Origin of the sequence: Bradyrhizobium sp. URHD0069 (assembly GCF_000701345.1) — a bacterium.
Taxonomy (GTDB): Bacteria; Pseudomonadota; Alphaproteobacteria; order Rhizobiales; family Xanthobacteraceae; genus Bradyrhizobium.
This window is the reverse complement of the sequence record NZ_JNIJ01000047.1, coordinates 25,605-50,491: the sequence shown is the minus strand read 5'-3', so window position 1 is coordinate 50,491 and position 24,887 is coordinate 25,605. Positions and strand designations below refer to the sequence as shown.

Sequence of the window (24,887 nt, the reverse complement as noted above, 5' to 3'; positions counted from 1 at the left end):
GGAGCTTCGTGGCCTTCGATGACGCCGGTGGAGAAGGTCCATACCGGCGTCAGGTCCTTGACATTCGAGGTGTTGATCTGGTCGAGGGGGCTGTAGCCTGGCCGTCATAGCTCCGCCGGTACAGCATCCAATTGCCGGGTTCGGGATTTTCGAGGCGGGCTTGCGTCACCGGGCTGTAGTTTTCGATCGGACCGGCGACAGCAGCGGTCGAGATAAGGGTTGTGAACACAACACAACCCGATAATAGCCATTGCTTTCTGGTCATGGACGCCATCTCCCTGTGCTTTTTCTCTTCGCCCGCCCCTTGGTGGGTGGTGCGATCGTCTGGGGCACGGGAATCCGATGCGACCGCGCCCCATTACCCTGGTTGTTGAGCACCTACCTTTCCAACGAATCTTGCGGCTATGGTGAGCGAGCCGTCGGCTAGCGCCAGCGGCAGTGCCGCCAGACGCCGGGGCGCGGGCCCGAACACGACTTGCGCGCCTTCCCGGGGATTGAATTCGGAGTTGTGACAAAAGCATTTAAGAACGTCTTTGTCGCCTGTCTCGGACTTTAGCCAGCCGGTGACAGAACATCCGGTGTGAGTACAGATCGCCGAATAGGCTACGATGCCGTCAGCAGAGCGTGATCGGGTCTCCTCATCCATTTCGCCGGGATCAAGCCTTAGAACCAGAATCTCGTTTAGCCGCGAGCCCTTGCGGATTACCGAGGTCTTCGAGTCCTTTGGCCAAGCGTGCAGCGGCGGTTCGCCGAGCTTCAGGTCACCAGCCTTGATGATTTTACCCTCATGCTCCGCCTCGGAGAGAACGAGCAAGTCACCTTTTTGCGGTCGCTCATCACTGCCGGGCTGATCTTCCTGCGCCGCAGCGAACCTACCCGCCAGGAACGCTCCGGTGGCGAGCGTCGTCAAAAGAAGCGAGCGTCGCGTTTGCCTCGGACACTTCATTTGTCTTCTCCAGCTTCGCCACGAACCTAGATTTCAGCCGCGTGTAGCTTCAGCGCAGCGGCAAAAGTATGGACCCCGTCCGGGGGGCGCGATCATGCGCAGCTGTGCTACCACCTCTAGAAGGCTCAGCGCGGCCTGTCACCGCTGCCTGCCGCCCCGGTTGAGGTCCCGGTGGCTGTGCCCGTTGTCGGCGGAGCAGTGTCGGGCCGCCCAGGAGCATGGGCAGACGAGCCGGGCTTTTCCTGCTCGCCGACATAGCCTGACTCACCGGACTGGCGTGTCTTGGCGCCCTTGTCCGCCTCCTCCTGCATCTGCGGGTTCGGTGCCGTCTGCTGCTGCTGGTTCGGTGCCGTCTGCTGCTGCGCCAGCGCCGGCAGGGCGATCACGGCTCCGCTCGCGACAAGCATCGCAACGATTGTGGTTCGCATGGTAAGTCCTCCCCTCGTAACCTCCCTTACGAACGCGCCGGGTCGCGAATGTTTCCTAACTCATGATCGATATTTTCCAGGCGTAAGGGGATGCCGCAAGGCGCGCAGCCGCGCAGCTAGTGAGAGACAGGCGACATAGAAGGCATAACTCGCCGATTCGTTTTTAGCATGATCCCAGCGCCCCCGGGATCTTAAGCTATCTGGACCGCTGCCTGTCGGTTCTGTTCGTGCAAGCGGCGTAGGTGGTGCTGATCAAGCCGAAGAGCTGGAGCGCCACCGGCTCAAGTCCTGGATTGAAGCTGCCAAAAAGCGACTGCACTACAATGTGCTCGCGATTGCGCTGGCCAACAAACTGGCCGGATCGCCTGAAGCGTTCTTGCGCACGGGCGAAACTTCGAGGCGACCAAATTTGCCGGCGCAATCGCGCAATGATGTAACCCCACACCCTTCCACCCGCCGAGGTCTGCGAGAGGATGAGAAGAGATGGAGGATCGGCCTTCCCGGCGCATGCGAACACTAGTGGCCGCCCTTGATTGGATGACAGCTCGATCGGGCCGCCGAGAGCATCCGGTGTTGCGGCGGGCATTGCGGACGCTGTTTCTGCCGCAGCAAGGTTTCCGAGTGCAGCAAGTCCAACAAGTGCTTTAGGCTCGGTGGAACCTGCGGCGAGCGAACAGATTGACTCGACATGGAGTCATCCAATGACACAGAAAAATCGAAGGCCACGGCGTTCGAGCGTGATGGATGCTGATACTAGTTCCGGTACCGGACAGGTTTCAGCACGACCGCACGATTCGGGCAGTGCGGCAAACGAGACAGTCGACGGCTTAGACGCCACCACAGAGGCGATACGGCACGCCACAGAGGACACACCGACGGGCACCGGCCCCGACGATATCGAGAAAACGCCGGTGTTTGATCGGGCCGGTGCTGCACCGAAAATCTGAGCGAGGCGACTGCCATGCACTGGCGCAAAGTGCCGAGCAGATCGAACGGCAAGGTATTCTATCTCGCGGTCTTGGCGCTTACCGCCTTAGTCGCCGTTTCCACTCTCCTGCTGGTTTTGCATTTTCGCGCCTGAACTGGCGGGATGCGCCCGCCAGCTACCGCTGCGGTTACTTGAGAGTATTTGAACCTTGGGGCGTTGGCGGAGACCTACTTTCGAGCGGCACCGCTAGGAGGCTGTTATGACCCACTGGCACGATTCCATGGTGGACAGGCCGGAAACGGATGGCGCGGTTTACATCAAAGGCTGGACGATTTCTGGCCTAGCCGTGCTCGGGACCATTGTTGCGGTTTGGGTGCTTGGGATCTAGCCCAGGAAGAAATCCCCGCGGTATATTTACTGAACAGTGCCATCCCCGCTGGTGCTGTTCTCTAACGGCGTCAGTCCGCCGCCTGGGGCCGTTTCTTCAGGCAAAAGTCGTCATGAAACCGCCAGCCGCTGCCCCCATCTGCGCACGTCGTATTCTGTCGACGGACCCATTGAGTGTTTCGGACGGCTCGGTTAGTTCCGCGTCTGGTGCGGGGACCATTCAAAATAACCGTTGAGCTTCAAAGCGTATCTTTCCCCGCACCTTTGGTGTAACACCCTGGATTGTATGGGTTGTCCGACATCCTCCGAGCGCACGAATTCTGTAAAGCCGAATCAGCCTCAGAGCACAGCCGAAGCCGGTGAGGGCTTCGCATCGTCTCGTCCGGACGATGAGAGGTGAGGGCGCCGGTTCACGCCGGCGCGCGCCTTACTTCGGTGGGTGCAAATCGCCTTGAAGCCAGCGTCCAAGACCCTTGGACTTCATGGGGTCTTCATACGCGGCAAGGGTCTTTAGTACCTGATTGCAGATAGCGCACTCAAACGTATGCAAGTCGACGCCCGCGCGTGCTGGCTCGATACTGGCGAGCATCATCTGGGCATTGCACCTCGGACAGGCAGGGCGCTCAATTGCAGCGAATGGAATGACGGACGACAGGCGTTGAGATTGGGGCATGATGCTTCCCTAGAACAGGCGGGAGCGCAACACTCTCTGTCACCGATAATGCCTAGGAGGCGGAGCGGTGATCGTGTGATTATGCGCCGCCAGGGTCTCAAACGCGAGTTAATTCGCGGATATGTGGATGGAAAGGCCGGCACCCGCGCGCCGGTTCGCGCCCGAAGATTTCTTAGTTAGTCGCGCGGCCGGGCCGCACCCCCGGCATCATTCGGACGATGAGAGGTGAGAGCTATTTAGCCTGCTCGGTCTTTGGCCTCGCTGCTTCTTGCGCGCGCTTCGCCATCATCTCTTCGTATTCTGGCGTACCACGACGGGGCGGCGCATCGGCAGGCAGGCCTCCCATCCAGTGCGGCATGTCCGCGATGTGTTCGCCCGCGGTTCGACCGCCCGCGCAGCCCGGCAGCGACAGACATGCAAGGCAGAGGAGAGTCGATTTGATGGTCGCGGCGCGATCCATCCTGGATGTATACCACGGATTGTGGCGTCTCCGTTGAGGGCGCGCGCCGGTGGTGGCGATGCCCGCATAATTCGCGTGTCATGCTCTTGCCGGCCAGGACAGGAGGGTAACCGCCGCGCCGTATTCCTCGTAACTGCCACCGCCATTCCGAAACTGCGTGTTGACGACGGCAACCGACAGGCGACCGGCGTGATCGGCTTCGACCGCGTTCGCCAGCTCAAGCAGTTTGCGCTCGGCGGCCTCGGGCGTAGGGAAGGGGCGATCCTCCTTGGATCTCATCTTGGCTGCATGATTGTCATGCCGATGGCGTCGGCGGGGCGCTTCTCGCCTTTAGGGCCCTCGGGGCATGTCATTCCCCCCTGATGATGACTTCGGGTGGTTCGATGACCTTTATGCTGTCCGCTCCACTGGGGAATCCGATGATGGATGCCTTCTCTTCTTCGATCCAAGAAATGCTCACCGCATTTTCTATGTTCACATAAATGGGCTGCTTGTTCATATCGGTGCATTTGATCCAGTTCATATTGGCCTCCTGCTTTCCGCTAGGCTTACCACAGCTTGGACCCGGTCCATCATAACGGAAGTGATGGTTGTGACTCGGGAGGAGGGACCTCACGCTCCCCGCTCGCGACGATCCTGAGCATGGTGTTGGGCAGGGGCCGTTGTAGGTGACCCGCTTCATCCCAAGGCGGGCGGGCAAATCGTCCAAGGTTGGGTTTCGAAGGTCGCCTCAGTTGGCGGCCAAGCGAGCGGGACCTCGCGATTTGAGAAAGCAATGGCTGTTGCCGCCCTGGTATAGCGGGCACATAAATATGCTCATTCGCGTTTTCGGGGCGGGAAGCGGACTAGCCAATTAGGAAGGAGTTGCAGACGATGCCTGCGCCGAGGGTTGAAGATTATTCTGTTGTTCCGGGCTCGTTAGGTCCTCGCCGTGATTTTCGCATTAGCGTGGGCTTGCGCGAGGGCTGGGACGCCGATGGCCGTGTCTTCGACGTTTCGGAGGCCGTCCGCACCGCCCGCGCTTGGATGAAACGCCGCGTGGAAACGGGCCAGCCCGCCCTGTCCGGCATGTTCACCCGTGCGGAAGTCACCTACGCATGGCCCCGCCCAGATGGCACGGTCGGCTCGGACCGCGAACCGGTGGCGCTGTTCACTGGCGAAGCTGTCCACGCCTATCTGGGTCACCTGCCCGACGAGACAATCGAGGCGATGTTGAACGAGCTGTCGATCGAACTTGGCGCTGCGCTTGGGCAGGAGCGAATTTATGTAGCATTCGCTGACCGGACGTGGATTTTGGATGCTGGAGAACGTTAGATCGAAGATGGCTCCAGCAACCCTACGCGCTGGATCGTATCGGTCGTGCTAAGCAGCGCCTAGCAGCCTAGCCCTTACCGAGACGCGCGAGGCTGCCCCTCGACGCTATCCGCCGACCGCGCAATACCGCCGATCTGGAAACTAGAGGCGGCGCTGAAATGCCGCTCATGACCACAACCAGCGGCAGGAAAACCACTTCGCAGACGCAGCGTCACGCGCGGTCTTCCACGGGCTGAAGCGGGTACTCGACAAAAAAGAGTGTGACTGCAAGACTACCTTCATAACTAGAACAATGGAGGAAACCATGGATATCGATCGTCGTAAGCTGGCCTTGCCAACGCTTGCGCTTGCACTCCTGAGCGTGGTCCCAATGAGCGTGATCCCGGGCTTCGGGGCTTCGGCGGATGAAGATGCCGTCGCGAAGAATGTAGAGGCATTCCGTGCGGCTCAATTCGCCGCCGACGCCAAAGCACTCGACGCGCTCTGCGCGGCGGAATTGAGCTACAGCCACTCCGATGGCAAGCTCGAGGACAAGGCGACGTTTATCGCCAATGCCACCAGCGGAAAATCGAAGTTTTTGTCGTTAGAGTACAAAGACACCAATGTTCGAGTCGTCGGCCCGGCAGCGGTCGTGCGTTTCCACTGGGTAGGCGAAAGTGAGGCCGTCGCCGATCGCAAGAAAAGCGCCACCAATCTCCACATCCTGATGAACTGGCAAAAACAGGGCGCGGACTGGAAACTTCTGTCCCGAGCGGCAACCAAGCTCTGATCGCGTCATCGCTTCCGTCGTCGCAATGACGGGAGGGGTAACTTACGCCTGGAGTTTTTTCTGAGAGGCCGTCACCGCACGATGGCGGCTTTCTGCTGGCCTTGTCGTCGCGCCTTACGTGGGTGCATCCGGACGAGGAACGGTAAGCTCAGGGCTTTCTTTTTGGGAGCGCCATGGAACGAACTCAACTCGGGACCCGTTGGCTTCTATCAAGGAAAGGGGAGGGTAAGCATGGCTCAGAAAGCCAATCTCACTCCGCTCGACAAGTATGAGCCGGATCGCCGGCAAGCCGAGAGGCTCGACCCGGACAAGCATGCGCGATTGGAAGCAGGTTTGATCGATACGTTACCCGCTTCCGAGCCGTGCGCCGTTCAGCCGGCGCCAACCGTTGAGCATCCACACCGGGAAGGCCCATCGTTCTGGCAGGCGATCAAGACGATGTTCAAGTAGACGTCGTGATGCCGCAGGGGTCATAGCCTACGGGCGTGCCGGCTTCTCTCGATCCCGTTCTTGATTTCCTCAATGCAGGCGGCAACGGCGGCCTCCCGTGACCGGAACTTCGTTTCACGGATGACATCAGGACTGGCCCCCGGATAGATTATCGTCTCAAGGCTCGGTACTCTTTACAGGTCAATCACCAGCACCACTGGGCCCGGTGCACGTCACCAACAACCGGGCTTAGTCGACGAGACTACCGATCAGGCGGGAAAGGGCTTGATGCTCGGGGCTGGCTTTGCCTCTTCCGAGAAAGTCTTCGAGCTCGATTTTGGTCGCCGTTCCGCCGGAAGACACGTTGGCTTTGTGCAACACGAAAACACGTCCATTGTCGTCGCGACAGAGGAACCACCTGTCGCCGTTCTCGCTGTGGTAAATCTCGCGCTGTCGGTCGGACATCTCCGCCTCCGCGGAAACAATGAAGCGCGAGCGGCATTCGTTCCCGAACTCCAATCCTTTCAGCCCCCGCTCGCGGCGGCATCATCCGGACGATGAGAGGTGAGGGCGCCAGAAGGCGAGTCAGCCGGCCGTTGCGATATTCCATCGGTGCTTTCGCATGTCGGTCAAAGATTTCTTGCAGAACTCGCGGTAAATTAAGCTGATGATGACGTCCCACATGATCGATCCCCGTTGTTTGATCGAGGATGGTGATACCAGGCATCGGTTTCGGGATGCCTTCGCGGGGCCCTAAAACCGGCTTTGTCGATGAGGCCAAATCGTTTCGTGGCTGCTTGGCCGACGAAACCTCTTCCCGGGATTGCAATCGGCGGAATCGGACAAGGCAGCCCGGCAATTTGTGGGTTGGTTTGTGGGGTGGCCATGGTATTCAAAAAATTATATAACAAATTCCATTGGTTAGTTGATATATCAGCGGCTGCAGCCGCCGCTCGCGCCAATGCGGCCCGGCAGCTACGATTTCGGCCGCGACATGTATTTTGCTGGCATCGGCGCGTCCGGTTTCGTGATGGGCGCGATCAAGACCGTGGAGGCTCCTGGCAGCGGCGGGTTGTCGCTGCGCTATGCGGCATTCATGCAAGGCTTGCGCGATGCGATCGATGCGCGAATACGAACGGCGCTCGATGGCGATCAGCGCGCGATCGCGACCGCCTTGCTGACGGGCCGCCGTGACGCGATCTCTCCGCCGGTCAACGATGCGATGTTCATCTCCGGGCTCGGACACGTGCTCTCGATCTCCGGATATCACATGGCCGTGGTCGCCGGCGTCGTGTTCTTTGCGGTGCGCGCGCTGCTGGCGCTGATCCCGGGGCTGACCGTCAGCTTTCCGATCAAGAAATGGTCGGCCGCCGCTGCGCTTGCCGCCGCCGCCTTCTATCTCCTGCTCTCCGGCGCCGAGGTCGCGACCCAGCGCTCGTTCTTCATGACGGCGGTGGTGTTGATCGCCGTCATGGTCGATCGCCGCGCCGTGACATTTCGCACCCTCGCGGTGGCGGCAATGATCGTACTCACGATCGCGCCTGAAGCCCTGGTGCATCCGAGCTTCCAGATGTCGTTCGCCGCAACGCTGGGTCTGGTGGCCCTGGTGCAGATCGGTATGCCCCGTCTGTTTGCCGCGCCGGATGACTCGGCGACCGCCCGCGTCGCGCTATGGGGCGGACGGGAGATCGCGATGCTGGCGCTGGCGTCGCTGGTGGCGGGGCTGGCGACGACACCCTATGCCGCCTTCCATTTCCATCGCGTGACGCCCTATGGCCTGCTCGCCAACCTGGCGGCGATGCCTGTGGTGTCGGCAGTGGTCATGCCGGCGGGCCTGCTCGGGCTGGTCGCGATGCCCTTTGGCCTGGACGGCGTGTTCTGGCGCCTCATGGGGGTCGGCATCGACTGGATGATCGTGGTGACGCAATGGGTCGCCGCATTACCGGGCGCGATCGGCCGCATGGCGGCCTTCGGGATCGGCCCGCTGATCGCGGCGAGCGTAGGCATCATCCTGCTCGGGCTATTGCGCACGCCGCTGCGCTGGTCCGGCGCGGCCGTGCTGATGCTTGCGGCGGTCTGGGCGCTGGCGGTGCCGCAGCCGGATGTCCTGATTTCCGCCGACGGCCACAATGTCGGGGTCCGCGGCAAGGACCGGCGCCTGCACCTCATGCGCACCGCCAAGGACGCATTCCTGCTGAAGGAATGGCTGGCCGCTGATGCCGATGGGCGGCAGCCCGCGGATCCCGCGCTTGCAGAGGGCGTCTCGTGCGACGAGGCGGGATGCGTGACGCAGCTGGCGGATGGCGCCCTTGTCGCCCTGGCGCTGCGGCCTGACGCGCTTGCTGAGGATTGCGAGCGGGCCGCGCTGGTGGTGACCGCGAGGCAGGCACCGCCGGCATGTCCGGTGATCGATCAGGACCGTTTGCGAAGGCAGGGCGCGTTGGCGCTGCGGCGAACCCGTGACGGATTTGCGGTGGTGGCTGTCAGGCCAAAAGGCGTCGATCGGCCGTGGTCGCCGGCGGTCGCAGGCGCCGCGGAGGACGAAACAGCCCTCGTGTCGCGCCCGGCGGTCGGGCGACCCATGGATGCGACGCCTTCCGAAGCCGATCTGCAGGCGGAGGAGTGATTCAAAAAAGCTGCTTCAATGATCGCTGAGATCACTGAGATCACTGAGCGAGCGACTTTCGCCCAAGTCGAAGGCGCCCAGCCGAAATTCCTCCCCGGCGTCCGTTGCCGCCGCCGTTTGGACGAGCGTAAACGTCGCATTCGGGAACTGCTGCCAGACGGCGAGATCTTCTGCCGTCACGGTGAGCCACCCGAACGTGAACATGTAGCGGCCCGGCTCGGTCACGCGTCCGGCTTTTTGCCACGTGATCTTATTGACCACCGATCATTTTTCCTTTTGGACGCTGCGACCGGCATCCGGCGCCCCGGCGGAAATTTGGGGCTTTACGCCGGCCCTGAACGATTCATTTGTTCGCATTTCGAAGACGTCAAGCTGTAAAGCAAACGTCGCCAGCGCCAGCTTCAAATTGTCAAGTTCTTCCGCCCGCGCATCGTGTCGGTGACCCATGGTGCGCGCCGCCGACGGCTCGGGGCGGGCAAAATCGATTGCTGCCGCGCGACAGTGCCCCGCCGGCGCGGAACCGGCGGGGGATGTCTGCGCGACCATCTCAATCAACGGAGACCGAAGTCGGCGCGGGCGTGTGAGCGGCCGGATGCGCGTGCTCCGCAGCCTGCTGAACCGGCAATTGCAGTACGGTCACGCGCTGGCCCTCGCAGAGCTGCGTCACCAGCACATTGCTTCCATCCGGAAATTCGATCGCATCATGGTGACGGTGCGGAACGTCCGGATCGATCTGGCCGAATTTTCCTACCCGGAAATTGATGGCTTTGGTCCAGATCCACCGATTGTCGTATTTGACGTTTTCGGCGAACGCCAGTTCGGTCCCGGGAAGCATGCAGACCGCTACCTCGGGCTCTCTTTCTGACGCGAAGCCGCGAGTCGAAGTCCCGCGGAATGTTGTGGTGATCAGCGTTTCCCCAACCTGGGCAGGGCGCGTTGCTACTGCGTGCAGACTATAGTCACACATCGGATTGCTCCTCGTTCGAGATAGCCAACCCACGCCGCTTTACTTAGAGGCGCAGGCCCCTATCAGAGTGACAATAACACGCAAGCCTATGCTTGGTTGTTGGCAAATGTGCGGCTCCGGCCGGTAACCCGATCACAAATGCGTTTTAATGTTTGACCGATTTCGCGTCAGCCGTGTGCGCGTCGAACCAGTCGGGGAGCCGACCTGCCGGCTGAGGAAAACCGACACGATGATTTCTATGGTACGACGACCCGGTTTTCGGCCCTCGGGACGGCGCGAAAGGGCTGCCTGCCTGGATCGCGTCGCTCAGTATTTCCGATAAAGCCCGATCAGCTTGCCCTGAATCTTTACCCGGTTCGGCGGCAGGATGCGGACTTCATAGGATGTGTTGGCCGGCTCCAGGGCAATCGAGGCGCCGCGGCGCCGGAAGCGCTTCAAGGTTGCTTCCTCCTCATCGATCAGCGCCACCACGATATCGCCGGTCTCGGCGGTCTCGTTGCGCTGGATCAGCGCCATGTCGCCATCGAGGATCCCGGCGTCCACCATGGAATCGCCGCGCACCTCGAGGGCGTAGTGCTCGCCGGAACCGAGCATGTCCGGCGGCACGCTGATGTTGTGACTGCGGGTCTGCAGCGCCTCGATCGGTGTGCCGGCGGCGATGCGGCCCATTACCGGCACGGCAACCGAACGGCTGCCGTCGTCCTCGTAACCGACGCTGGAGCTGCGAACCTTGCCAAGCGTGCCTTCGATGACGCTGGGGGTGAAGCCCCGCCGGCCGTTGCCGCCGGTCGAAAGCTCCGGAAGCTTGATCACCTCGATGGCGCGGGCGCGGTTGGGCAGGCGGCGAATGAAGCCACGCTCTTCCAGCGCGGTGATGAGGCGGTGAATACCGGACTTCGAGCGCAGATCCAGCGCGTCCTTCATCTCATCGAAGGAGGGCGGAACGCCGGATTCCTTCAGCCGCTCGCTGATGAATCGCAGGAGTTCATATTGTTTGCGCGTAAGCATCTCGACCAATCCCCAGTTTGACAGTGCCGTTCGATTCCGAGACTCGCCATCCGAAAAGGAAATTCGAGACTCCAAATCGAACGCTTCGAGCGATAGGATTTGGAAATCGGGAGACTCCCATTCATAGACACCAGTACTCGAAACAAATCATGAACATACACTATATGTTCCATATGTGTTCCGCAACCACTTAATTTCTCGTCAACGAAGACAGATTTAGTCAGAACCTGCCGCGAGAGCTCAGACCGGAAGCCGCAGGATATCGCAAGCCGATCCGGCGATGGCCGCAGGCGCGAGCGGTGGGCGGATCACAAGTGCCTGCGCCGCAGCGAGATTTCCAAGCAGCGAACTGTCCTGATGGTTGACGGGCGTGGCGGTCAGGACGCCTTCGCGCGCCTCGATGCGTGCGCGCAAGTAGTCCTCGCGCACATCATTGGCGACGACATCGCGTCCCAATAACGCCGTCTCTCTGATGTGATGGACGTCCGTTCGCCCCGACAAAGCACGAATCAGCGGCACCAGAAACAGGAAGGCGCAGACATAAGACGACACGGGATTGCCGGGCAGGCCGATCACCCGCATCGCGCCGAGCCGTCCGTGCATCATCGGCTTGCCCGGCCGCATCGCGATCCGCCAGAACGTTATGGTGACGCCTTCGCCCTCCAGCGACCGCTTGACCAGATCGTGGTCGCCGACCGAGGCGCCGCCGGTTGTAACGAGGACATCGGCGCCGCTGTCGCGAGCGCGGCGGATGCCTTCGGTAGTCGCCTCGACGCTGTCGGGAGCGATGCCGAGATCGATGGTCTCGGCGCCTTCGGAGCTAGCCAGCGCCCGCAGCGCATAGCCGTTGGAGTAGACGATCTGCCCAGGGCCCGGGATAGCGCCCGGCATCACCAGCTCGTCGCCGGTAGCGAGGATCGCGACCTTCGGTCGCCGGCGGACGGGAAGCCTGGGATAATTCATGCCCGCGACCAGCGAGAGATCGCGGTCGGTGAGGCGGGTTCCGCGGGCCAACAGGACATCGCCTTCGCGAAAATCGATGCCGGCGGGGCGGATGTGCCGTCCGGCAATCGCAGCCTCCGTGATCGTGATACCGCCAGCTTCAACCACGGTATCTTCCTGGATGATGACGGCGTCGGCGCCCGCCGGGATCACGCCGCCGGTGAAAATCCGCACCGCTTCGCCGGCGGCAACCGTGGTTTCGAACGGCCGGCCGGCCGCTACCTCGCCGATCACCTTGAGCCGGGCCGCGACGTGGGATGCGTCGGCTGCTCGCACCGCATAGCCGTCCATCGCCGACATCGCCTGCGGCGGCTGGGTGCGCAATGCCGCGACGTCGCGCGCCAGTACGCGGTGGTGGGCGGCATCGAGTGCGACCATTTCCTCGGGCAACGGTTCGACGCCGTCGAGAACCGCGGATAGCGCGTCGGCAACCGGCATCAGTGCCACGGCGACAAACTCCTAAATCCCGAGCGCGGCCAGCGCCTCAGCCACAACATGAGGCGAGGTCACGTGAACGGCGGTCAATCCGCGGGCGCGGGCGCCTTCGATGTTCTCGGCGAGATCGTCGAAGAACACGATACGCTTAGCCGGCACGCCGATCGCTTTCACCACATGATCATAGGCTGCCGCGTCCGGTTTTCGAAGCCCCATGGTGGACGACAGAAAGAGTTCGCGGAAATGGCCGAGCACGCCGGCATAGGCACGCGAGAAATGTTCGACGTGGGCGCCGTTGGTGTTGGAAAAGGCGTAAAGCGGCAGGTGCTGCGCGGCGCGCGCCAGCAGCTTGGCCATGCCAGGCACCTCGCCGGCGAAAATCGCGTTCCACCCTTCAAGAAATTGGCCGTCGGACAGGTTGACGCCGAGCGCCGCGCGGAGGCTGGCGAAGAATGCGGCGTCATCGATTTCTCCTTTTTCGTGACGCTGATAGATTTCGTCGTGCGTAAACCGACCGACGAGATTTGCCGGCTCGCAACCGGCGTAACCGGCCCAGCACGCCAGCGCCTTGTTGATGTCGATATCGAGCACCACGCGGCCGAGATCGAACAACAGCGCGTCGGCGGCGTCGGGAAAGAGCAGGGGGCGGGTCATCGCGGCGGTGTACGAAAAACGAGCGAGAGGAGCAACCGAGGGATATCGCCTGGTGCGGCCGCGAACCCTCAATAGCGATACGGCTCGATGTCAAGCAGCGGGAAAGCACTGAAGACACCGGGCAGGTTGGTTGGGGCAGCCGCGTGCAGATAGGATTTGTCGAGCTCGCCGAAAGATGTGACGCCGAGCAGTCCCAGGCAGCGGATCACTTCATCCTCCAGCAGCTCCAGCATCCGGACGATCCCGGCTTCACCTGCAGCCGCAAGCGCCCAGCATTGCAGGCGGCCGATGCCGACGAGATCGGCGCCGGAGGCGATTGCCTTGACGATATCGGTGCCGCGGCAGAACGAGCCGTCGACTATGATTTTGGCGCGGCCTGCGACGGCAGCCGTTATCTCCGGCAGTACATGCATGGCGCCGCGGCCATGATCGAGCTGGCGTCCGCCATGATTTGACACATAGATCCAATCGACTCCGTGATCGAGCGCGATGGCAGCATCCTCCGCGGTGGCGATGCCTTTGATGATCAGCGGGATTTTATACTTATCCTTGATCAGCTTCACGGTGCGCCATTCCAGCCCTTTCTGGAAATCGCCACCGGTGGCGCGGATACGGCTGGCGCGGACATAGCGCTTGGCGATGTCGCGTTCGCGCCGGCTGTAATGTGCGGTGTCGACCGTCAGGCAGAACGCGGAATATCCGCATGCGATGGCGCGGCTGACACAATCTTCGACGAAGGCGTCGCCGCCGCGGACATAGAGCTGAAAGATGCGCAGCGCGCTGGGCGCGGCCTCGGCGACGTTCTCAAGGCCAGGCTCGGACACCGAACTCAGCATATGGGCCGCGCCGAAGGTCCCGGCGCCGCGCGCCACGCTGGCGCCGGCGCCGGGATCGAAGATCTCGAGCGCGCCGACCGGGCCGAGCATCACCGGCAAGCGCAATTTGCGGCCGAACAATTCGACGGATGGATCGACCTTGGCGACGTTGCGCAGCACGCGCGGCCGGAATGCGATTTCGTCGAGCGCCAGGCGGTTGCGGCGCAGGGTGGTCTCGGTCTCGGCGGCGCCGACGATATAATCCCACGCATTCTGGTTGAGGTTGGCCCGCGCCTTCCGGACGAACTCGTGAAGGTTCTGGAACTCTTCGCCATCAGCGCCGAGCTCAGCGGTCAGCGGCGGGATGCGGGTCGCTTCGTTCATCATATCCTCCCCGGGAATGCGCGGCTGTTTCGACTTGACCTTCCGGGTATCGTGTCCTGCGCTTCTCGACAAGCTGCCGTATGCGCAGAGCGATGCAGCGTCAGGAGCGCTGGTCGGCTTCGAGGGGCCCTTTCGTAACGCGTCGCCGCAGTTCGGCTATTGGCTCGGCACCTGCGCCAGACGCGTTTTCCTGCACGCAGCCGTCGACGTGGCAGAACGGCCTTGGTGATACCGGAAAGGTGAAGGGTGCGTGAACCTGCTGCCTCAATTAAGACAACGACGGCCTCAATCACGGGGCCGTGGCCGGGAAGGTTTGACTGCGAAAAGGGTTCGTCAGTGATGCGTAAAAGTTTCCTGTTTTTCCTCGGCGCGGCGGCAGGTACCTGCCTCGCTCTTCTCATCACGGGTTCGCAGGGCGGCCAAGGGATCGCGGTAGCCAACGCTGCGGTCGGTACCGATACCTATTCGCAGCTGAATTTGTTTGGCGAGGTGTTCGAGCGGATAAGGACGGACTACGTCGAAAAACCTGACGACACCAAGCTGGTCGAAGGTGCGATCGAAGGGATGGTCACCGCGCTTGACCCTCATTCGCGGTACATGAATGCCAAAGCCTGGCGCGAGATGCAGGAAACGACCCATGGTGAGTTCGGTGGCCTCGGTATCGAGGTGATGATGGAGAACGGTCTGATCAAGGTCGTCGCGCCGATCGATGACACGCCCGCTGCGAAGGCCGGCATCATGTCAGGCGACCTGATCACTCAAATCGACGACGACGCGGTTCAGGGACTTACCCTTGAGCAGGCCGTGGACAAGATGAAGGGAGCGGTCAACAGCAAAGCCCGCCTCAAGATCACGCGTAAGGGCGTCGAACAACCGATCGATGTTGCGATCGTGCGCGAAATCATTCGCGTGCGCCCGGTCACCTACCGTACTGACGGCGGCGACATCGGCTACATCCGGATTACCTCGTTCAGCGAGCAGACCACCGCCGCCTTGAGAAAAGCGATCGGCGACATATCGAAACAGATACCGCCGGAGAAGCTGGCTGGTTACGTGGTCGATCTGCGCAACAATCCGGGTGGATTGCTCGACCAGGCGGTGTCGGTGTCGGGTACCTTCATGACGCGCGGCGAGGTGGTCTCGACGCGAGGCCGCACGCCTGAAGAAACTCGTCGCTATACCGCGCGGGGCGGGGATCTCACCAACGGCAAGCCGATTGTCGTCTTGATCAACGGCGGATCAGCATCCGCTTCGGAAATCGTGGCCGGTGCGTTGCACGATCACAAGCGCGTGATCCTGATCGGCACCCGCTCGTTCGGCAAGGGCTCAGTGCAGACAATCATCCCGCTCGGTTCCGGAAACGGGGCACTGGCACTCACGACGGCGCGCTATTTCACGCCGTCCGGCCATTCCATCCAGGCGCAGGGCATCAAGCCGGACATCGAGGTGTTGCAGACTGTGCCTGATGAGTTGAAGGGACGCACCGAATTGAAGGGCGAGGCGTCGATGCGCGGCCATCTCTCGGCCGAAGGTGCGGAGCAGACGGGTTCGCAATCCTACGTTCCGCCCGCGGAGAAGGACGACAAGGCGCTTGGCGCGGCCTACAACCTGCTGCGCGGCGTCACCGTCAATGCGGATGTCCGGTCGCCTACCAAGACGGCGATCCCGAACTAGACTAATCCTTCGCGGTGTTTGGAATTCGCCGACGCTTGCGCATTGGGCTTCGAGCCCTGGCCACAGATGCATCACGCGGCGAGAAGAACAGTCGCGTGATCTCCGAAGCGGCGGTGGTGCATGTCCACGTTGTGCGGCAACCGGATGAAAACCCCCGCCTATCGCGAACGTCATCGCAGTGCGGGCTAGATCATCTCGTTGTCGTTACTGCATGCGCCTCGCCGGGGGCTCGGACCGGTGTGTCCGGGCCTTCTTCCTAGCTACTCCGACCGTTTCATCGCTTGCCCACGCTCCGCCATTTAGCACCGGTCCGCGTCGGTAATAGGGATCGGTGTAGGGATTGCCTGGCCCCTTATTCTGGCAATTCGCGTTCGGATAGAACTGTGCGCAATAACCCGGCTCGGAGACCACCGGCTGCGCCGGCACCGGCGTTGCGATCGCGGTTGACAGAATAGCCACCGCGCCAAGAAGCTTGAAAGTCGACATTGCGTCTCTCCGCTCTGGTTCACGCGCTGAAGTCACCTGAAGAATAACACCAAAGCCGATGCGCGCTTCCATTGTCGCCGATCACTCCGCCGTGAGGGCCAATGTGTGATGGGTCGAATCTTCAGGCGCGATAGTGGCCGGACTTGCCGCCCTTTTTCTCGACCAGATGAATGCCTTCGATGCGAACGCCGCGCTCCACCGCCTTGATCATGTCGTAGATCGTCAGACACGCGACCGACACTGCGGTCAGCGCTTCCATCTCGACGCCGGTCGGGCCGGTGACCTTCACGGTAGCGCTGACGACGCAGCCCGGCAGTTTCTTGTCGGGCGCAATGTCGAGCGTGACTTTCGACAGGGCCAGCGGATGACAGAGTGGGATCAGATCCGAGGTGCGCTTCGCCGCCATGATGCCGGCGACGCGCGCGGTGCCGAGCACATCGCCCTTTTTGGCATTGCCGCTCACTATCAGATCAAGGGTCGCCCTGCTCATGACGACGCGGCCTTCCGCGACCGCTATGCGTTCGGTCGCGGGCTTGGCGGACACATCGACCATCCGCGCTTCGCCCTTGGCGTCGATGTGGGTGAGGGCGGGTTTGTCTTCCGAAGATTTGCGCGCCATGGGTTAGCGCGTTCCCGGCGCGCGCGGCGCATCGTCCCGCGCAAGCAGCGCCCGGGTCGCCGCCGCCACGTCCGCCTGCCGCATCAGGCTTTCGCCGACCAGGAATGTCGATATGCCCACACGCGCCAATCGTGCGAGATCAGCAGGCGCAAAGATACCGCTTTCGCCGACCATCAGGCGATCCCCGGGTATCAGCGGCGCCAGTGCCTCGCTGGTCGCAAGCGTGGTCTCGAAGGTGCGCAAATTGCGGTTGTTGACGCCGATCATCGGCGAGCGAAGTTTTAGCGCCCGATCGAGCTCGGCGCGTTCGTGGATTTCGATCAGGACATCCATGCCATTGGCAAGGGCTGCGTCCTCGATATCCCGGGCCGCGCCGTCATCCAGTGCGGCCATGATGATCAGGATACAATCGGCGCCGTGGGCGCGGGCCTCGACCACCTGATAGGTGTCGTACATGAAATCCTTGCGCAGCACCGGCAATGCGGTGGCGGCGCGGGCCGCCACCATGAAATCGAGGTGGCCCTGAAACGATGGCGTATCCGTCAGCACCGAGAGACACGCTGCCCCGCCGGCTTCATAGGCCTTGGCAAGTGCCGGCGGATCGAAATCGGCGCGAATGAGCCCCTTGGACGGCGACGCCTTCTTCACTTCGGCAATCAGCGCGTATTGGCCCTGGGCAAGCTTTTCGCGGATGGCGCGGACAAAACCGCGCGGCGCCGGCGCAGCCCTCGCCAGCGCTTCGAGGCTCGAAAGCGGATGCGTGCGTTTGGCGGCGGCGATTTCCTCGCGCTTGTAGGCCTCGATCTTGGTCAGGATATCGGACATCGCGACGCCCTCTGCTCAGCTATTGGAAACCGCGATCAGACGCTTCAGCCGCGCTGCCGCCGCGCCGCTGTCGAGCGATTTCGTGCCGAGCGCCACGCCTTCCTTCAGGTTCTTGACGCGGCCGGCAACGACCAGCGCCGCCGCGGCGTTCAGCAATGCAACATCGCGAAAAGGGCTCGGCATGCCGTCGAGCACGCTTTGCAGCGCGATCGCGTTGGTATGGGCGTCACCGCCCTTCAGCGCCTCGCCGCCGACCCGGCTCAAGCCGGCTTCCTCCGGCGTCACCTCAAAGGTGCGGATATGGCCGTTCTCGAGCGCCGCGACGAAGGTCGGGCCGGTCAAGGTGATCTCATCGAGGCCGTCGGAGCCGTGCACCACCCAGACGGCTTCGGCGCCGAGGTTTTTGAGCACCTGCGCCAGCGGCTGCACCCATTGCCTGGAAAATACGCCGACCATTTGCCGTTTGACCCCGGCTGGATTGGAGAGCGGTCCAAGCAGATTGAAGATCGTGCGCGTTGCCAATTCGACGCGGGTCGGGCCGACATTCTTCATCGCGGGATGGTGCGATGGCGCGAACATGAAGCCGATGCCGGCTTCAGTGACACAGCGCCCGACATGCTCGGGCTTGATGTCGATCTTGACCCCGAGCGAAGACAGCACGTCGGCGGCGCCCGAACGCGACGACAGCGCGCGATTGCCATGCTTGGCGACGGGGACGCCGGCGCCCGCGACGATGAAGGAGGCGCAGGTCGAGACGTTGACCGAGCCGGAGCCGTCGCCGCCGGTGCCGACCACGTCGACGGCATCAGTGGGCGCCTTGACCCGCACCATCTTGGCGCGCATCGCTGATACCGCGCCGGTGATCTCGTCGACGGTTTCGCCGCGGACACGAAGCGCCATCAGCAATCCGCCCATCTGGGAGGGCGTTGCCTCGCCGGACATCATGCTGTCGAAGGCGGATGCCGCCTCGTCGCGCGACAGGGTTGCGCCGGTGGCGACTTTTCCAATGATAGATTTCAGGTCGTCCATCGCATGCTTTCAGAATCGAGGCCTCATAGTGGGGAGGCGCACGCAGGCCAGTGTACCCAGCCTGCGTAAACCTGGTGCGGCGCCGTCTCGAACCATGAGGATGTCACATCCTTCGAGCCGCGGCCAAGAGGCCGCTCCTCCAGCGATAACGGCGAAGCCGTTACGCAGGGATGCTGGGAATGCCAAGACCCGGCCATGCTCAATTGTTCGCGCCCGTCACCTGTGCGAAGGCGGCCTGGTTGATGGTGGTGCCGATATCCGTTTCAAGCTTCGTGACGTACTGCGCGATCTGTTCATCGGTCAGCCCGCGCTCAAGCGTCTCCTTCAACTTCTTCATCTCATCCGAAGCAAGGTCGACCGGCGGTTCGCTGACGTCCGTCACGCGGAACACGATCCACTCGCTGGAGCCGCCGGCGGTTTGTCCTGCGCCATCCTTGGCGGTACGAAACGCCGCCGCGATTGCGCTGGCGGGCACGCCGGGCAGCGAGGCATCGCGTCTGAATCCGCTAGCCGTTTCGACTTTGGATCCCACTGCCGCCGCTTCCTCCGCCAGCTTGCCGCCCTGTTCGATCTTTTGGACCATCTCGGTTGCCTTGGTCCGCAGCCGGCTGGCGATCTGGTCGTCGCGCCAGCGCGCCTCGACCTGGTCCTTGACCTCGTCAAGGCTGCGTTCGCGCGAGGGCGTGATGCCTAGAACGTCATACCATACATAGCCGCCGTTGAACTGGATCGGATCGTTGTCGACGCCCACATCGCTGTTAAAGGCTTGCGAGACCACGTCGAGGCCGCGGGGAATATTGGCGACCAATTGCCCATTGGGAAGGCGCCCCGAACGATCGACCGAATCGATGGTGACGGCTGCAAGTCCCAACTTGTGCGCGGCTTCGACAACGCTTGCGCCTCCGCCGCGCTCGTCTTCCATCTTGTCGCGCAGTTCTGCAACTTTCGTGCGCGCGCGCTCGGTCGCAATTTCTTTCTTCAGGCTCGCGGCGACGCTTTCATAGGTAGCTTCGACCCCGGTCTCGATCTTGCCGATCTTCACCAAGGCAACGCCGAACCTGCCTTGCACCGGCTGGCTCACCTCGCCGGACGGCAGCGAAAAGGCCGCGTTGGCGACCGCCGGGTCGATGATCGCGGATTTAGCTATCAGGCCGAGGTCGACGTCGGAGGGATTGAGCCCACGCTCTTTGGCGAGATCTTCGAATGACACGCCGGACGCGATCCGGTTGCGCGCGCTCATCGCTTCTTCCGCGTTCGGAAACACGATCTGCGAGACCTGGCGCTGCTCCGGTGTTCCCAACCTGTCGCGGCGCTGCTCGAAGGTCTTTCTCGCATCCTCGTCGGAAACTTCCGACCATTTGCCGATGTCTTCCGGCGTAATCGCGACAAAGGATATTTTGCGATATTCGGGCGCGCGGAACTGAGTCTTGCGATCGTCGAAATAGCTGGCCAGCGTCTCCGGCGACGGCGGATCGATCGTTCCGGCCTGGGCGGCGTCGAGTTTGACGTATTCCATCGAACGCTGTTCGTTCTGAAAACGGCTGAGCGCCTCGATCAGCACTTTCGGCGGTTCGAGACCGGTTGAGATCGTACCGGCGATCTGACGCCGCAGCCCCACCCGCCGCTGGTCGGCGACGTAACGCTGTTCGGTGAAGCCGAATTGCCGGATCGTGGCCTGGAAGCGCACGGGATCGAAGGCGCCGCCGACGCCTTTGAAATTGGGGTCGTTGACGATCATGCGCATCGTCTCGGCGTCGGATTGTCCGAGTCCCAGCCGCCGCGCCTGTTCGTCGAGCGCGGCCTCCGCGATGGTCTGCTGCAGCACCTGGCGGTCGAGGCCGAAGGCGCGCGCCTGATCCATCGTCAGCGGGCGGCCGAACTGACGGCCGATCTGCTGCAGCCTGTCGGTGTAGATCTGGCGGAATTGATCGGTGGAAATCTCGGTGTGGCCGATCTTGGCGAGCGTCGATTGTCCAAAGCCCTTGAAGATGTCGGCAATGCCCCAGACGCCGAAGCTGATGATCAATACGCCCATCACCACGGCCATTATGATCTTGCCGAGCCAGTTTGATGAGGCCTTGCGGATTCCTCGAAGCATGGGTCCAACTTGTTGGCAGGAGGGAACCGGGTCGCGCCTCAAAGCGAATTCCGCAAAAGGGCGTCACCGAGTTGATAAAGCATCATAAAGTGGCAGCCGCCTCGTCGCAACCTTGGCGGGGAGGGCCAATTGAAGCGGTTAACGGCCGGAGGCATCGCAGCTGCGGTATCTGGAACTGGTCGCCGTGCTCTGCTAGCGCATGATTGAGATAACATCTCCAGGGAAGTCCGATATGACCGATGCCATCCGGCCGCTGATTGCCGGCAACTGGAAAATGAACGGCCTCAAGGCCTCCTCGGCCGAATTCGAGGCCATGCTCGCAGCCGCGCCTGGTCTCGCCGCCAAAGCCGATTTGCTGGTTTGTCCGCCGGCCACCCTGATTGCCGCCTTCGCGGAAAAAGCACGGGGATCGAAGACCCTCGCGGTCGGGGCGCAGGATTGTCACCCGAAGGCGTCGGGCGCCCATACCGGCGATATTTCAGCTGAAATGCTGGCCGATGCCGGCGCCAGCGCCATCATTGTCGGCCACTCCGAGCGGCGCGCCGATCATTGCGAGAGCGACGTGCTGGTGCGGCAGAAAGCCGAGGCGGTCTGGCGTGCCGGCCTTACCGCCATCGTCTGCATCGGCGAGACCCGGGACCAGCGCGATGCCGGGCAAACCCTCGACGTCTGCCGCGGGCAGCTCACCGCGTCGCTGCCGGATGCGGCGAAAGCCGATAATCTGGTGGTCGCCTATGAGCCGATCTGGGCGATCGGCACCGGGCTTACGCCGACGACCGAAAATGTCGAACAAATTCATAAGTTTATCCGGGAGGTCCTAACCGCACGGTTTAGCAGCGAGGGAGCTAAAATGCGCATCCTTTACGGCGGCTCGGTGAAACCCTCGAACGCGGCGGAATTGATGGCGGTGGCCAACGTCAATGGCGCGCTGGTCGGCGGCGCCAGCCTGAAAGCGGCCGATTTCCTTGCGATTGCGCGCGGTTGTCCCTAACTAACGGCGGAACGGCGCGGGGGTGACAATGCCCTGTCCAATCGTGTAACACCGCCGCGACTTCAAACCCCGTAAGCCCCGATGCCCAGCCGGACCCGGCGGATCATGCGGCGTGCTTGCGACGGAAGGTAGAGATGCAGACTGTCGTTATCGTCATTCACCTCATGATCGTCGCGACCCTGATCGCGGCCGTGCTGCTACAGAAATCCGAAGGCGGCGGTCTGGGCGTCGGCGGCGGTGCAGGCTTCATGTCGAGCCGCGGCACCGCTAATTTGCTGACGCGCACAACGGCAGTCCTTGCGGTGGGCTTCTTCCTGACGAGCCTGCTGTTGTCCTGGCTCGCAAGCTACGATCGCAAACCGAGTTCGGTCATCGACGGCAATCCAGCCTCGCAATCACAGCCGGCGGGACCGGCAACGCCGGTATCCCCGCCGTCCGGCGGCGGCATTCTGGATTCGCTCAAGAAATCGGACGAGCGGCAGCAGAACCAGCCGGCGCCATCGGGCCCGCAGGCGCCGCGTTCGCAATAGAGCAGGGTGGCCATGCAGGACCGGCATCTAGCACCCTGCACCAGAAGTCCCGATCAACACGCTGAGAACGCTTTAATTTTTACGTCACCCACAGCCCGGCAGAATGTTCGCTGCGGCGCGCGATTCGTTTTGGCGAATCGGGCCGGTAGCCTTAAAGGTTGAGTCCCATGGCGCGGTATATTTTCATCACCGGCGGCGTGGTTTCCTCGCTCGGAAAAGGTCTGGCTTCAGCGGCGCTCGGCGCGCTGTTGCAGGCGCGTGGCTACAAGGTTCGGCTGCGCAAGCTCGATCCCTATCTCAATCTCGATCCTGGAACGATGTCGCCCTATCAGCACGGCGAAGTGTTCGTGACCGACGACGGCGCCGAGACCGACCTCGACCTCGGCCACTACGAGCGCTTCACCGGACGTCCCGCCACCAAGGCCGACAACATCACCACCGGGCGCATCTATCAGGACATCCTGACCAAGGAACGGCGCGGCGATTATCTCGGCGCCACGATCCAGGTGATCCCGCATGTCACCAACGCGATCAAGGATTTCATCCTCGACAGCAATGACGAGTTCGACTTCGTGCTGTGCGAGATCGGCGGCACCGTCGGCGATATCGAGGGCCTGCCGTTCTTCGAGGCGATCCGCCAGATCAAGAACGATCTGCCGCGCGATCACGCCATCTACATTCATCTGACGCTGTTGCCCTTTATCCCCAGCGCCGGCGAACTCAAGACAAAGCCGACCCAGCATTCGGTCAAGGAACTGCGCTCGATCGGCATCCAGCCGGATATCCTGTTGTGCCGCACCGACCGGCCGATCCCCAAGGAAGAGCGGCGCAAGCTCGGGCTGTTTTGCAACGTGCGCGAAAGTGCCGTGATCGAGGCGCGCGACGTCGACAACATCTATGCCGTGCCCGAGGCCTATCACGCCGCCGGCCTCGACGACGAGGTGCTGGATGCGTTCGGCATCGTGCCGAAGATTGTGCCGGCGCTGCAGAGTTGGCACGTCATCAACGAGCGGATTCACAATCCCGAAGGCGCGGTGACCATTGCCATCGTCGGCAAATACACCGGGATGAAGGACGCCTATAAATCGCTGATTGAAGCCTTGTCGCACGGCGGCATCGCCAACAAGGTGAAGGTCAATCTCGACTGGATCGAGAGCGAGGTGTTCGAGAACGAGGACCCCGCGCCGTTTCTCGAACACGTCAACGGCATCCTGGTGCCCGGCGGCTTCGGCCAGCGCGGTGCCGAGGGCAAGATCCGCGCGGCGCGGTTCGCACGCGAGCGCGACGTGCCGTATTTCGGCATCTGCTTTGGGATGCAGATGGCGGTGATCGAGGCGGCGCGCAACCTCGTCGGCATCGAGGAGGCGAATTCGACGGAGTTCGGCCCGACGTCCGAACCGTTGGTTGGCCTGATGACGGAGTGGCTGCGCGGCAACGAGTTGGAGAAGCGCTCGAAGGCCGGCGACCTCGGCGGCACCATGCGTCTTGGTGCCTATCCCGCGGTGCTCAAGCGCGGCAGCCGGGTATCGAAAGTCTATGGCGGCGCCACCGAGATCTCGGAGCGGCACCGCCACCGCTACGAGGTCAACACCGCCTACAAGGACCGGCTGGAGCAGCACGGCTTGCGATTTTCAGGTCTGTCCCCTGACGGCGTGCTGCCGGAGATCGTCGAATATGAGGACCATCCGTGGTTCATCGGGGTGCAATTCCACCCCGAACTGAAATCACGCCCCTTCGAACCGCACCCGCTGTTCGCGTCATTCGTTCAGGCCGCGGTGGTGCAGAGCCGGTTCGTGTGATGGAAGCTCTTGGCCCCGGAGTTGCGTTCCGGTGGGACGCAATCCCGCGACTGGTGAATGATCAAGATCAAGGCCGCAAGAAAGTTGCCTTCCGTCCAGCCAAGGACCTGAAGGACGCCATTTAGGCCCGCAGGCAAGCAGCCATTGGCTTCCTCCGTTCAGGGCGACTGGTTGGATGCCATGCAGTGCAGGCCTTTGACGAGCGCGCCGATTGTTGCGACAAAACAATCCTCAAACCGCAAGAAAACAGATCAGGGAGTTAAGTCGATGATTTACGAAACCCGCGTCTATCGCTGTCTGCCGGGTCGTCTGCCGGCGCTCTTGAAGCGCTTCGAGACCATCACGCTGAAACTCTGGGAAAAGCACGGCATCAGGCAGGCCGGGTTCTTCACCACGCTGGTCGGCGAATCCAATCAGGAACTGACCTATCTCCTGGCATGGGAATCGCTCGCCGAGCGCGAGAAGAAATGGACCGCATTCCAGAGCGATCCCGACTGGATCGCCGCGCGCGCGAAAACCGAAGAGGACGGACAGATCGTCGGCAACATCGTCAATCAGCTGCTGGTGCCGACCAAATTTTCAGCGGTGAAGTGACCGCCCCACGCAGGCCA

Annotated in this window: 26 protein-coding genes and 4 pseudogenes; 13 read left to right on the top strand and 17 right to left on the bottom strand. The window is 62.2% G+C overall.

The features are described from left to right. The 3 genes and pseudogenes from N554_RS42255 to N554_RS0125105 all read right to left on the bottom strand — a co-directional run. A pseudogene (locus N554_RS42255) lies at positions 1 to 265 on the bottom strand (PQQ-dependent dehydrogenase, methanol/ethanol family); the annotation flags it as partial. 93 nt (positions 266 to 358) lie between these two features. Then, the gene (locus tag N554_RS0125110; protein ID WP_029586014.1) at positions 359 to 946 is read right to left on the bottom strand and encodes a QcrA and Rieske domain-containing protein; all 588 of its coding nucleotides are present in this window, start codon (positions 944 to 946) and stop codon (positions 359 to 361) included. A 125-nt stretch (positions 947 to 1,071) separates the two neighbouring features. Next, positions 1,072 to 1,374: a hypothetical protein gene (locus N554_RS0125105; RefSeq protein WP_051677692.1), complete on the bottom strand. Its 303-nt coding sequence runs from the start codon at positions 1,372 to 1,374 to the stop codon at positions 1,072 to 1,074. A 203-nt stretch (positions 1,375 to 1,577) separates the two neighbouring features. Between N554_RS0125105 and N554_RS43145 the strand changes: the two are divergent. From N554_RS43145 to N554_RS42745, 3 genes and pseudogenes are all read left to right on the top strand, one after another. Further along, positions 1,578 to 1,806: pseudogene (locus tag N554_RS43145) on the top strand (IS110 family transposase); the annotation flags it as partial. Between the two features lie 269 nt (positions 1,807 to 2,075). Further along, positions 2,076 to 2,321 (top strand): hypothetical protein, encoded by a 246-nt coding sequence (locus N554_RS40285; RefSeq protein WP_156042091.1) that lies wholly within the window; start codon positions 2,076 to 2,078, stop codon positions 2,319 to 2,321. Between the two features lie 240 nt (positions 2,322 to 2,561). Further along, entirely contained in the window at positions 2,562 to 2,690 is a 129-nt protein-coding gene (locus N554_RS42745; RefSeq protein WP_256378755.1) for a hypothetical protein, read from the top strand. Positions 2,691 to 3,900: 1,210 nt separating this feature from the next. Here the strand turns inward: N554_RS42745 and N554_RS0125075 are convergent. Together N554_RS0125075 and N554_RS40280 are read right to left on the bottom strand one after the other, a co-directional pair. Further along, positions 3,901 to 4,101, bottom strand: a complete 201-nt coding sequence (locus N554_RS0125075) for a hypothetical protein (protein ID WP_029586010.1) — start codon at positions 4,099 to 4,101, stop codon at positions 3,901 to 3,903. A gap of 70 nt (positions 4,102 to 4,171) precedes the next feature. Continuing rightward, complete coding sequence (locus tag N554_RS40280; RefSeq protein ID WP_156042090.1) at positions 4,172 to 4,345, bottom strand: hypothetical protein; 174 nt, start codon at positions 4,343 to 4,345, stop codon at positions 4,172 to 4,174. A gap of 350 nt (positions 4,346 to 4,695) precedes the next feature. On the opposite strand from N554_RS40280, the gene N554_RS0125065 reads away from it, so the two are divergent. The 3 genes from N554_RS0125065 (at position 4,696) to N554_RS0125055 (ending at position 6,355) form a co-directional block, all read left to right on the top strand. Continuing rightward, positions 4,696 to 5,136 carry a hypothetical protein gene (locus N554_RS0125065; RefSeq protein WP_029586009.1) on the top strand — a complete coding sequence of 147 codons (441 nt, stop codon included), beginning with the start codon at positions 4,696 to 4,698 and terminating at the stop codon, positions 5,134 to 5,136. Between the two features lie 304 nt (positions 5,137 to 5,440). Continuing rightward, positions 5,441 to 5,905 (top strand): nuclear transport factor 2 family protein, encoded by a 465-nt coding sequence (locus N554_RS0125060; RefSeq protein ID WP_029586008.1) that lies wholly within the window; start codon positions 5,441 to 5,443, stop codon positions 5,903 to 5,905. A gap of 231 nt (positions 5,906 to 6,136) precedes the next feature. Next, positions 6,137 to 6,355 (top strand): hypothetical protein, encoded by a 219-nt coding sequence (locus N554_RS0125055; protein ID WP_029586007.1) that lies wholly within the window; start codon positions 6,137 to 6,139, stop codon positions 6,353 to 6,355. A gap of 228 nt (positions 6,356 to 6,583) precedes the next feature. On the opposite strand, the gene N554_RS0125050 is transcribed toward N554_RS0125055, so the two are convergent. Next, the gene (locus N554_RS0125050; protein ID WP_029586006.1) at positions 6,584 to 6,799 is read right to left on the bottom strand and encodes a hypothetical protein; all 216 of its coding nucleotides are present in this window, start codon (positions 6,797 to 6,799) and stop codon (positions 6,584 to 6,586) included. Between the two features lie 472 nt (positions 6,800 to 7,271). On the opposite strand from N554_RS0125050, the pseudogene N554_RS0125040 reads away from it, so the two are divergent. Continuing rightward, positions 7,272 to 8,960, top strand: a pseudogene (locus tag N554_RS0125040) (ComEC/Rec2 family competence protein); the annotation flags it as partial. 15 nt (positions 8,961 to 8,975) lie between these two features. Here N554_RS0125040 and N554_RS0125035 read toward each other — a convergent pair. The 6 genes from N554_RS0125035 to N554_RS0125005 all read right to left on the bottom strand — a co-directional run bounded on the left by N554_RS0125035 (position 8,976) and on the right by N554_RS0125005 (position 14,225). After that, positions 8,976 to 9,221 (bottom strand): hypothetical protein, encoded by a 246-nt coding sequence (locus N554_RS0125035; protein WP_029586004.1) that lies wholly within the window; start codon positions 9,219 to 9,221, stop codon positions 8,976 to 8,978. 286 nt (positions 9,222 to 9,507) lie between these two features. After that, positions 9,508 to 9,927: a hypothetical protein gene (locus N554_RS0125025; RefSeq protein ID WP_029586002.1), complete on the bottom strand. Its 420-nt coding sequence runs from the start codon at positions 9,925 to 9,927 to the stop codon at positions 9,508 to 9,510. A gap of 306 nt (positions 9,928 to 10,233) precedes the next feature. Continuing rightward, on the bottom strand, positions 10,234 to 10,935 hold the full coding sequence (gene lexA, locus N554_RS0125020) for a transcriptional repressor LexA (protein ID WP_029586001.1): 702 nt from the start codon (positions 10,933 to 10,935) through the stop codon (positions 10,234 to 10,236). 240 nt (positions 10,936 to 11,175) lie between these two features. After that, positions 11,176 to 12,384, bottom strand: coding sequence for a molybdopterin molybdotransferase MoeA (glp, locus tag N554_RS0125015; protein ID WP_029586000.1), 1,209 nt, complete (start codon positions 12,382 to 12,384; stop codon positions 11,176 to 11,178). A gap of 12 nt (positions 12,385 to 12,396) precedes the next feature. After that, entirely contained in the window at positions 12,397 to 13,026 is a 630-nt protein-coding gene (locus N554_RS0125010; protein ID WP_029585999.1) for an HAD-IA family hydrolase, read from the bottom strand. A gap of 68 nt (positions 13,027 to 13,094) precedes the next feature. Next, positions 13,095 to 14,225, bottom strand: coding sequence for an alpha-hydroxy acid oxidase (locus tag N554_RS0125005; RefSeq protein ID WP_029585998.1), 1,131 nt, complete (start codon positions 14,223 to 14,225; stop codon positions 13,095 to 13,097). 339 nt (positions 14,226 to 14,564) lie between these two features. Between N554_RS0125005 and N554_RS0124995 the strand changes: the two genes are divergently transcribed. Together N554_RS0124995 and N554_RS43140 are read left to right on the top strand one after the other, a co-directional pair. Beyond that, positions 14,565 to 15,899: a S41 family peptidase gene (locus N554_RS0124995; protein ID WP_029585996.1), complete on the top strand. Its 1,335-nt coding sequence runs from the start codon at positions 14,565 to 14,567 to the stop codon at positions 15,897 to 15,899. Positions 15,900 to 16,010: 111 nt separating this feature from the next. Next, a pseudogene (locus tag N554_RS43140) lies at positions 16,011 to 16,088 on the top strand (CGNR zinc finger domain-containing protein); the annotation flags it as partial. 15 nt (positions 16,089 to 16,103) lie between these two features. Here N554_RS43140 and N554_RS0124990 read toward each other — a convergent pair. The 5 genes from N554_RS0124990 to N554_RS0124970 form a co-directional block, all read right to left on the bottom strand. Continuing rightward, entirely contained in the window at positions 16,104 to 16,385 is a 282-nt protein-coding gene (locus N554_RS0124990; protein WP_156042088.1) for a hypothetical protein, read from the bottom strand. A 121-nt stretch (positions 16,386 to 16,506) separates the two neighbouring features. Further along, a complete protein-coding gene (moaC, locus tag N554_RS0124985) occupies positions 16,507 to 17,004 on the bottom strand; it encodes a cyclic pyranopterin monophosphate synthase MoaC (RefSeq protein WP_029585994.1) in 498 nt (165 codons plus the stop codon). A 3-nt stretch (positions 17,005 to 17,007) separates the two neighbouring features. Continuing rightward, positions 17,008 to 17,829, bottom strand: coding sequence for an indole-3-glycerol phosphate synthase TrpC (gene trpC / locus N554_RS0124980; RefSeq protein ID WP_029585993.1), 822 nt, complete (start codon positions 17,827 to 17,829; stop codon positions 17,008 to 17,010). 15 nt (positions 17,830 to 17,844) lie between these two features. Beyond that, complete coding sequence (gene trpD, locus N554_RS0124975; protein WP_029585992.1) at positions 17,845 to 18,858, bottom strand: anthranilate phosphoribosyltransferase; 1,014 nt, start codon at positions 18,856 to 18,858, stop codon at positions 17,845 to 17,847. 199 nt (positions 18,859 to 19,057) lie between these two features. Then, the gene (locus tag N554_RS0124970) at positions 19,058 to 20,956 is read right to left on the bottom strand and encodes a peptidylprolyl isomerase (RefSeq protein WP_029585991.1); all 1,899 of its coding nucleotides are present in this window, start codon (positions 20,954 to 20,956) and stop codon (positions 19,058 to 19,060) included. Positions 20,957 to 21,188: 232 nt separating this feature from the next. Here N554_RS0124970 and tpiA point away from each other — a divergent pair, with 232 nt between their 5' ends. The 4 genes from tpiA to N554_RS0124950 all read left to right on the top strand — a co-directional run bounded on the left by tpiA (position 21,189) and on the right by N554_RS0124950 (position 24,870). Then, a complete protein-coding gene (tpiA, locus tag N554_RS0124965; protein ID WP_029585990.1) occupies positions 21,189 to 21,947 on the top strand; it encodes a triose-phosphate isomerase in 759 nt (252 codons plus the stop codon). Positions 21,948 to 22,081: 134 nt separating this feature from the next. Next, positions 22,082 to 22,477, top strand: coding sequence for a preprotein translocase subunit SecG (secG, locus tag N554_RS0124960; RefSeq protein WP_029585989.1), 396 nt, complete (start codon positions 22,082 to 22,084; stop codon positions 22,475 to 22,477). A 167-nt stretch (positions 22,478 to 22,644) separates the two neighbouring features. Then, positions 22,645 to 24,276 (top strand): CTP synthase, encoded by a 1,632-nt coding sequence (locus N554_RS0124955; RefSeq protein ID WP_029585988.1) that lies wholly within the window; start codon positions 22,645 to 22,647, stop codon positions 24,274 to 24,276. Positions 24,277 to 24,543: 267 nt separating this feature from the next. Further along, positions 24,544 to 24,870: an NIPSNAP family protein gene (locus tag N554_RS0124950; protein WP_029585987.1), complete on the top strand. Its 327-nt coding sequence runs from the start codon at positions 24,544 to 24,546 to the stop codon at positions 24,868 to 24,870. Positions 24,871 to 24,887 lie beyond the last annotated feature (17 nt).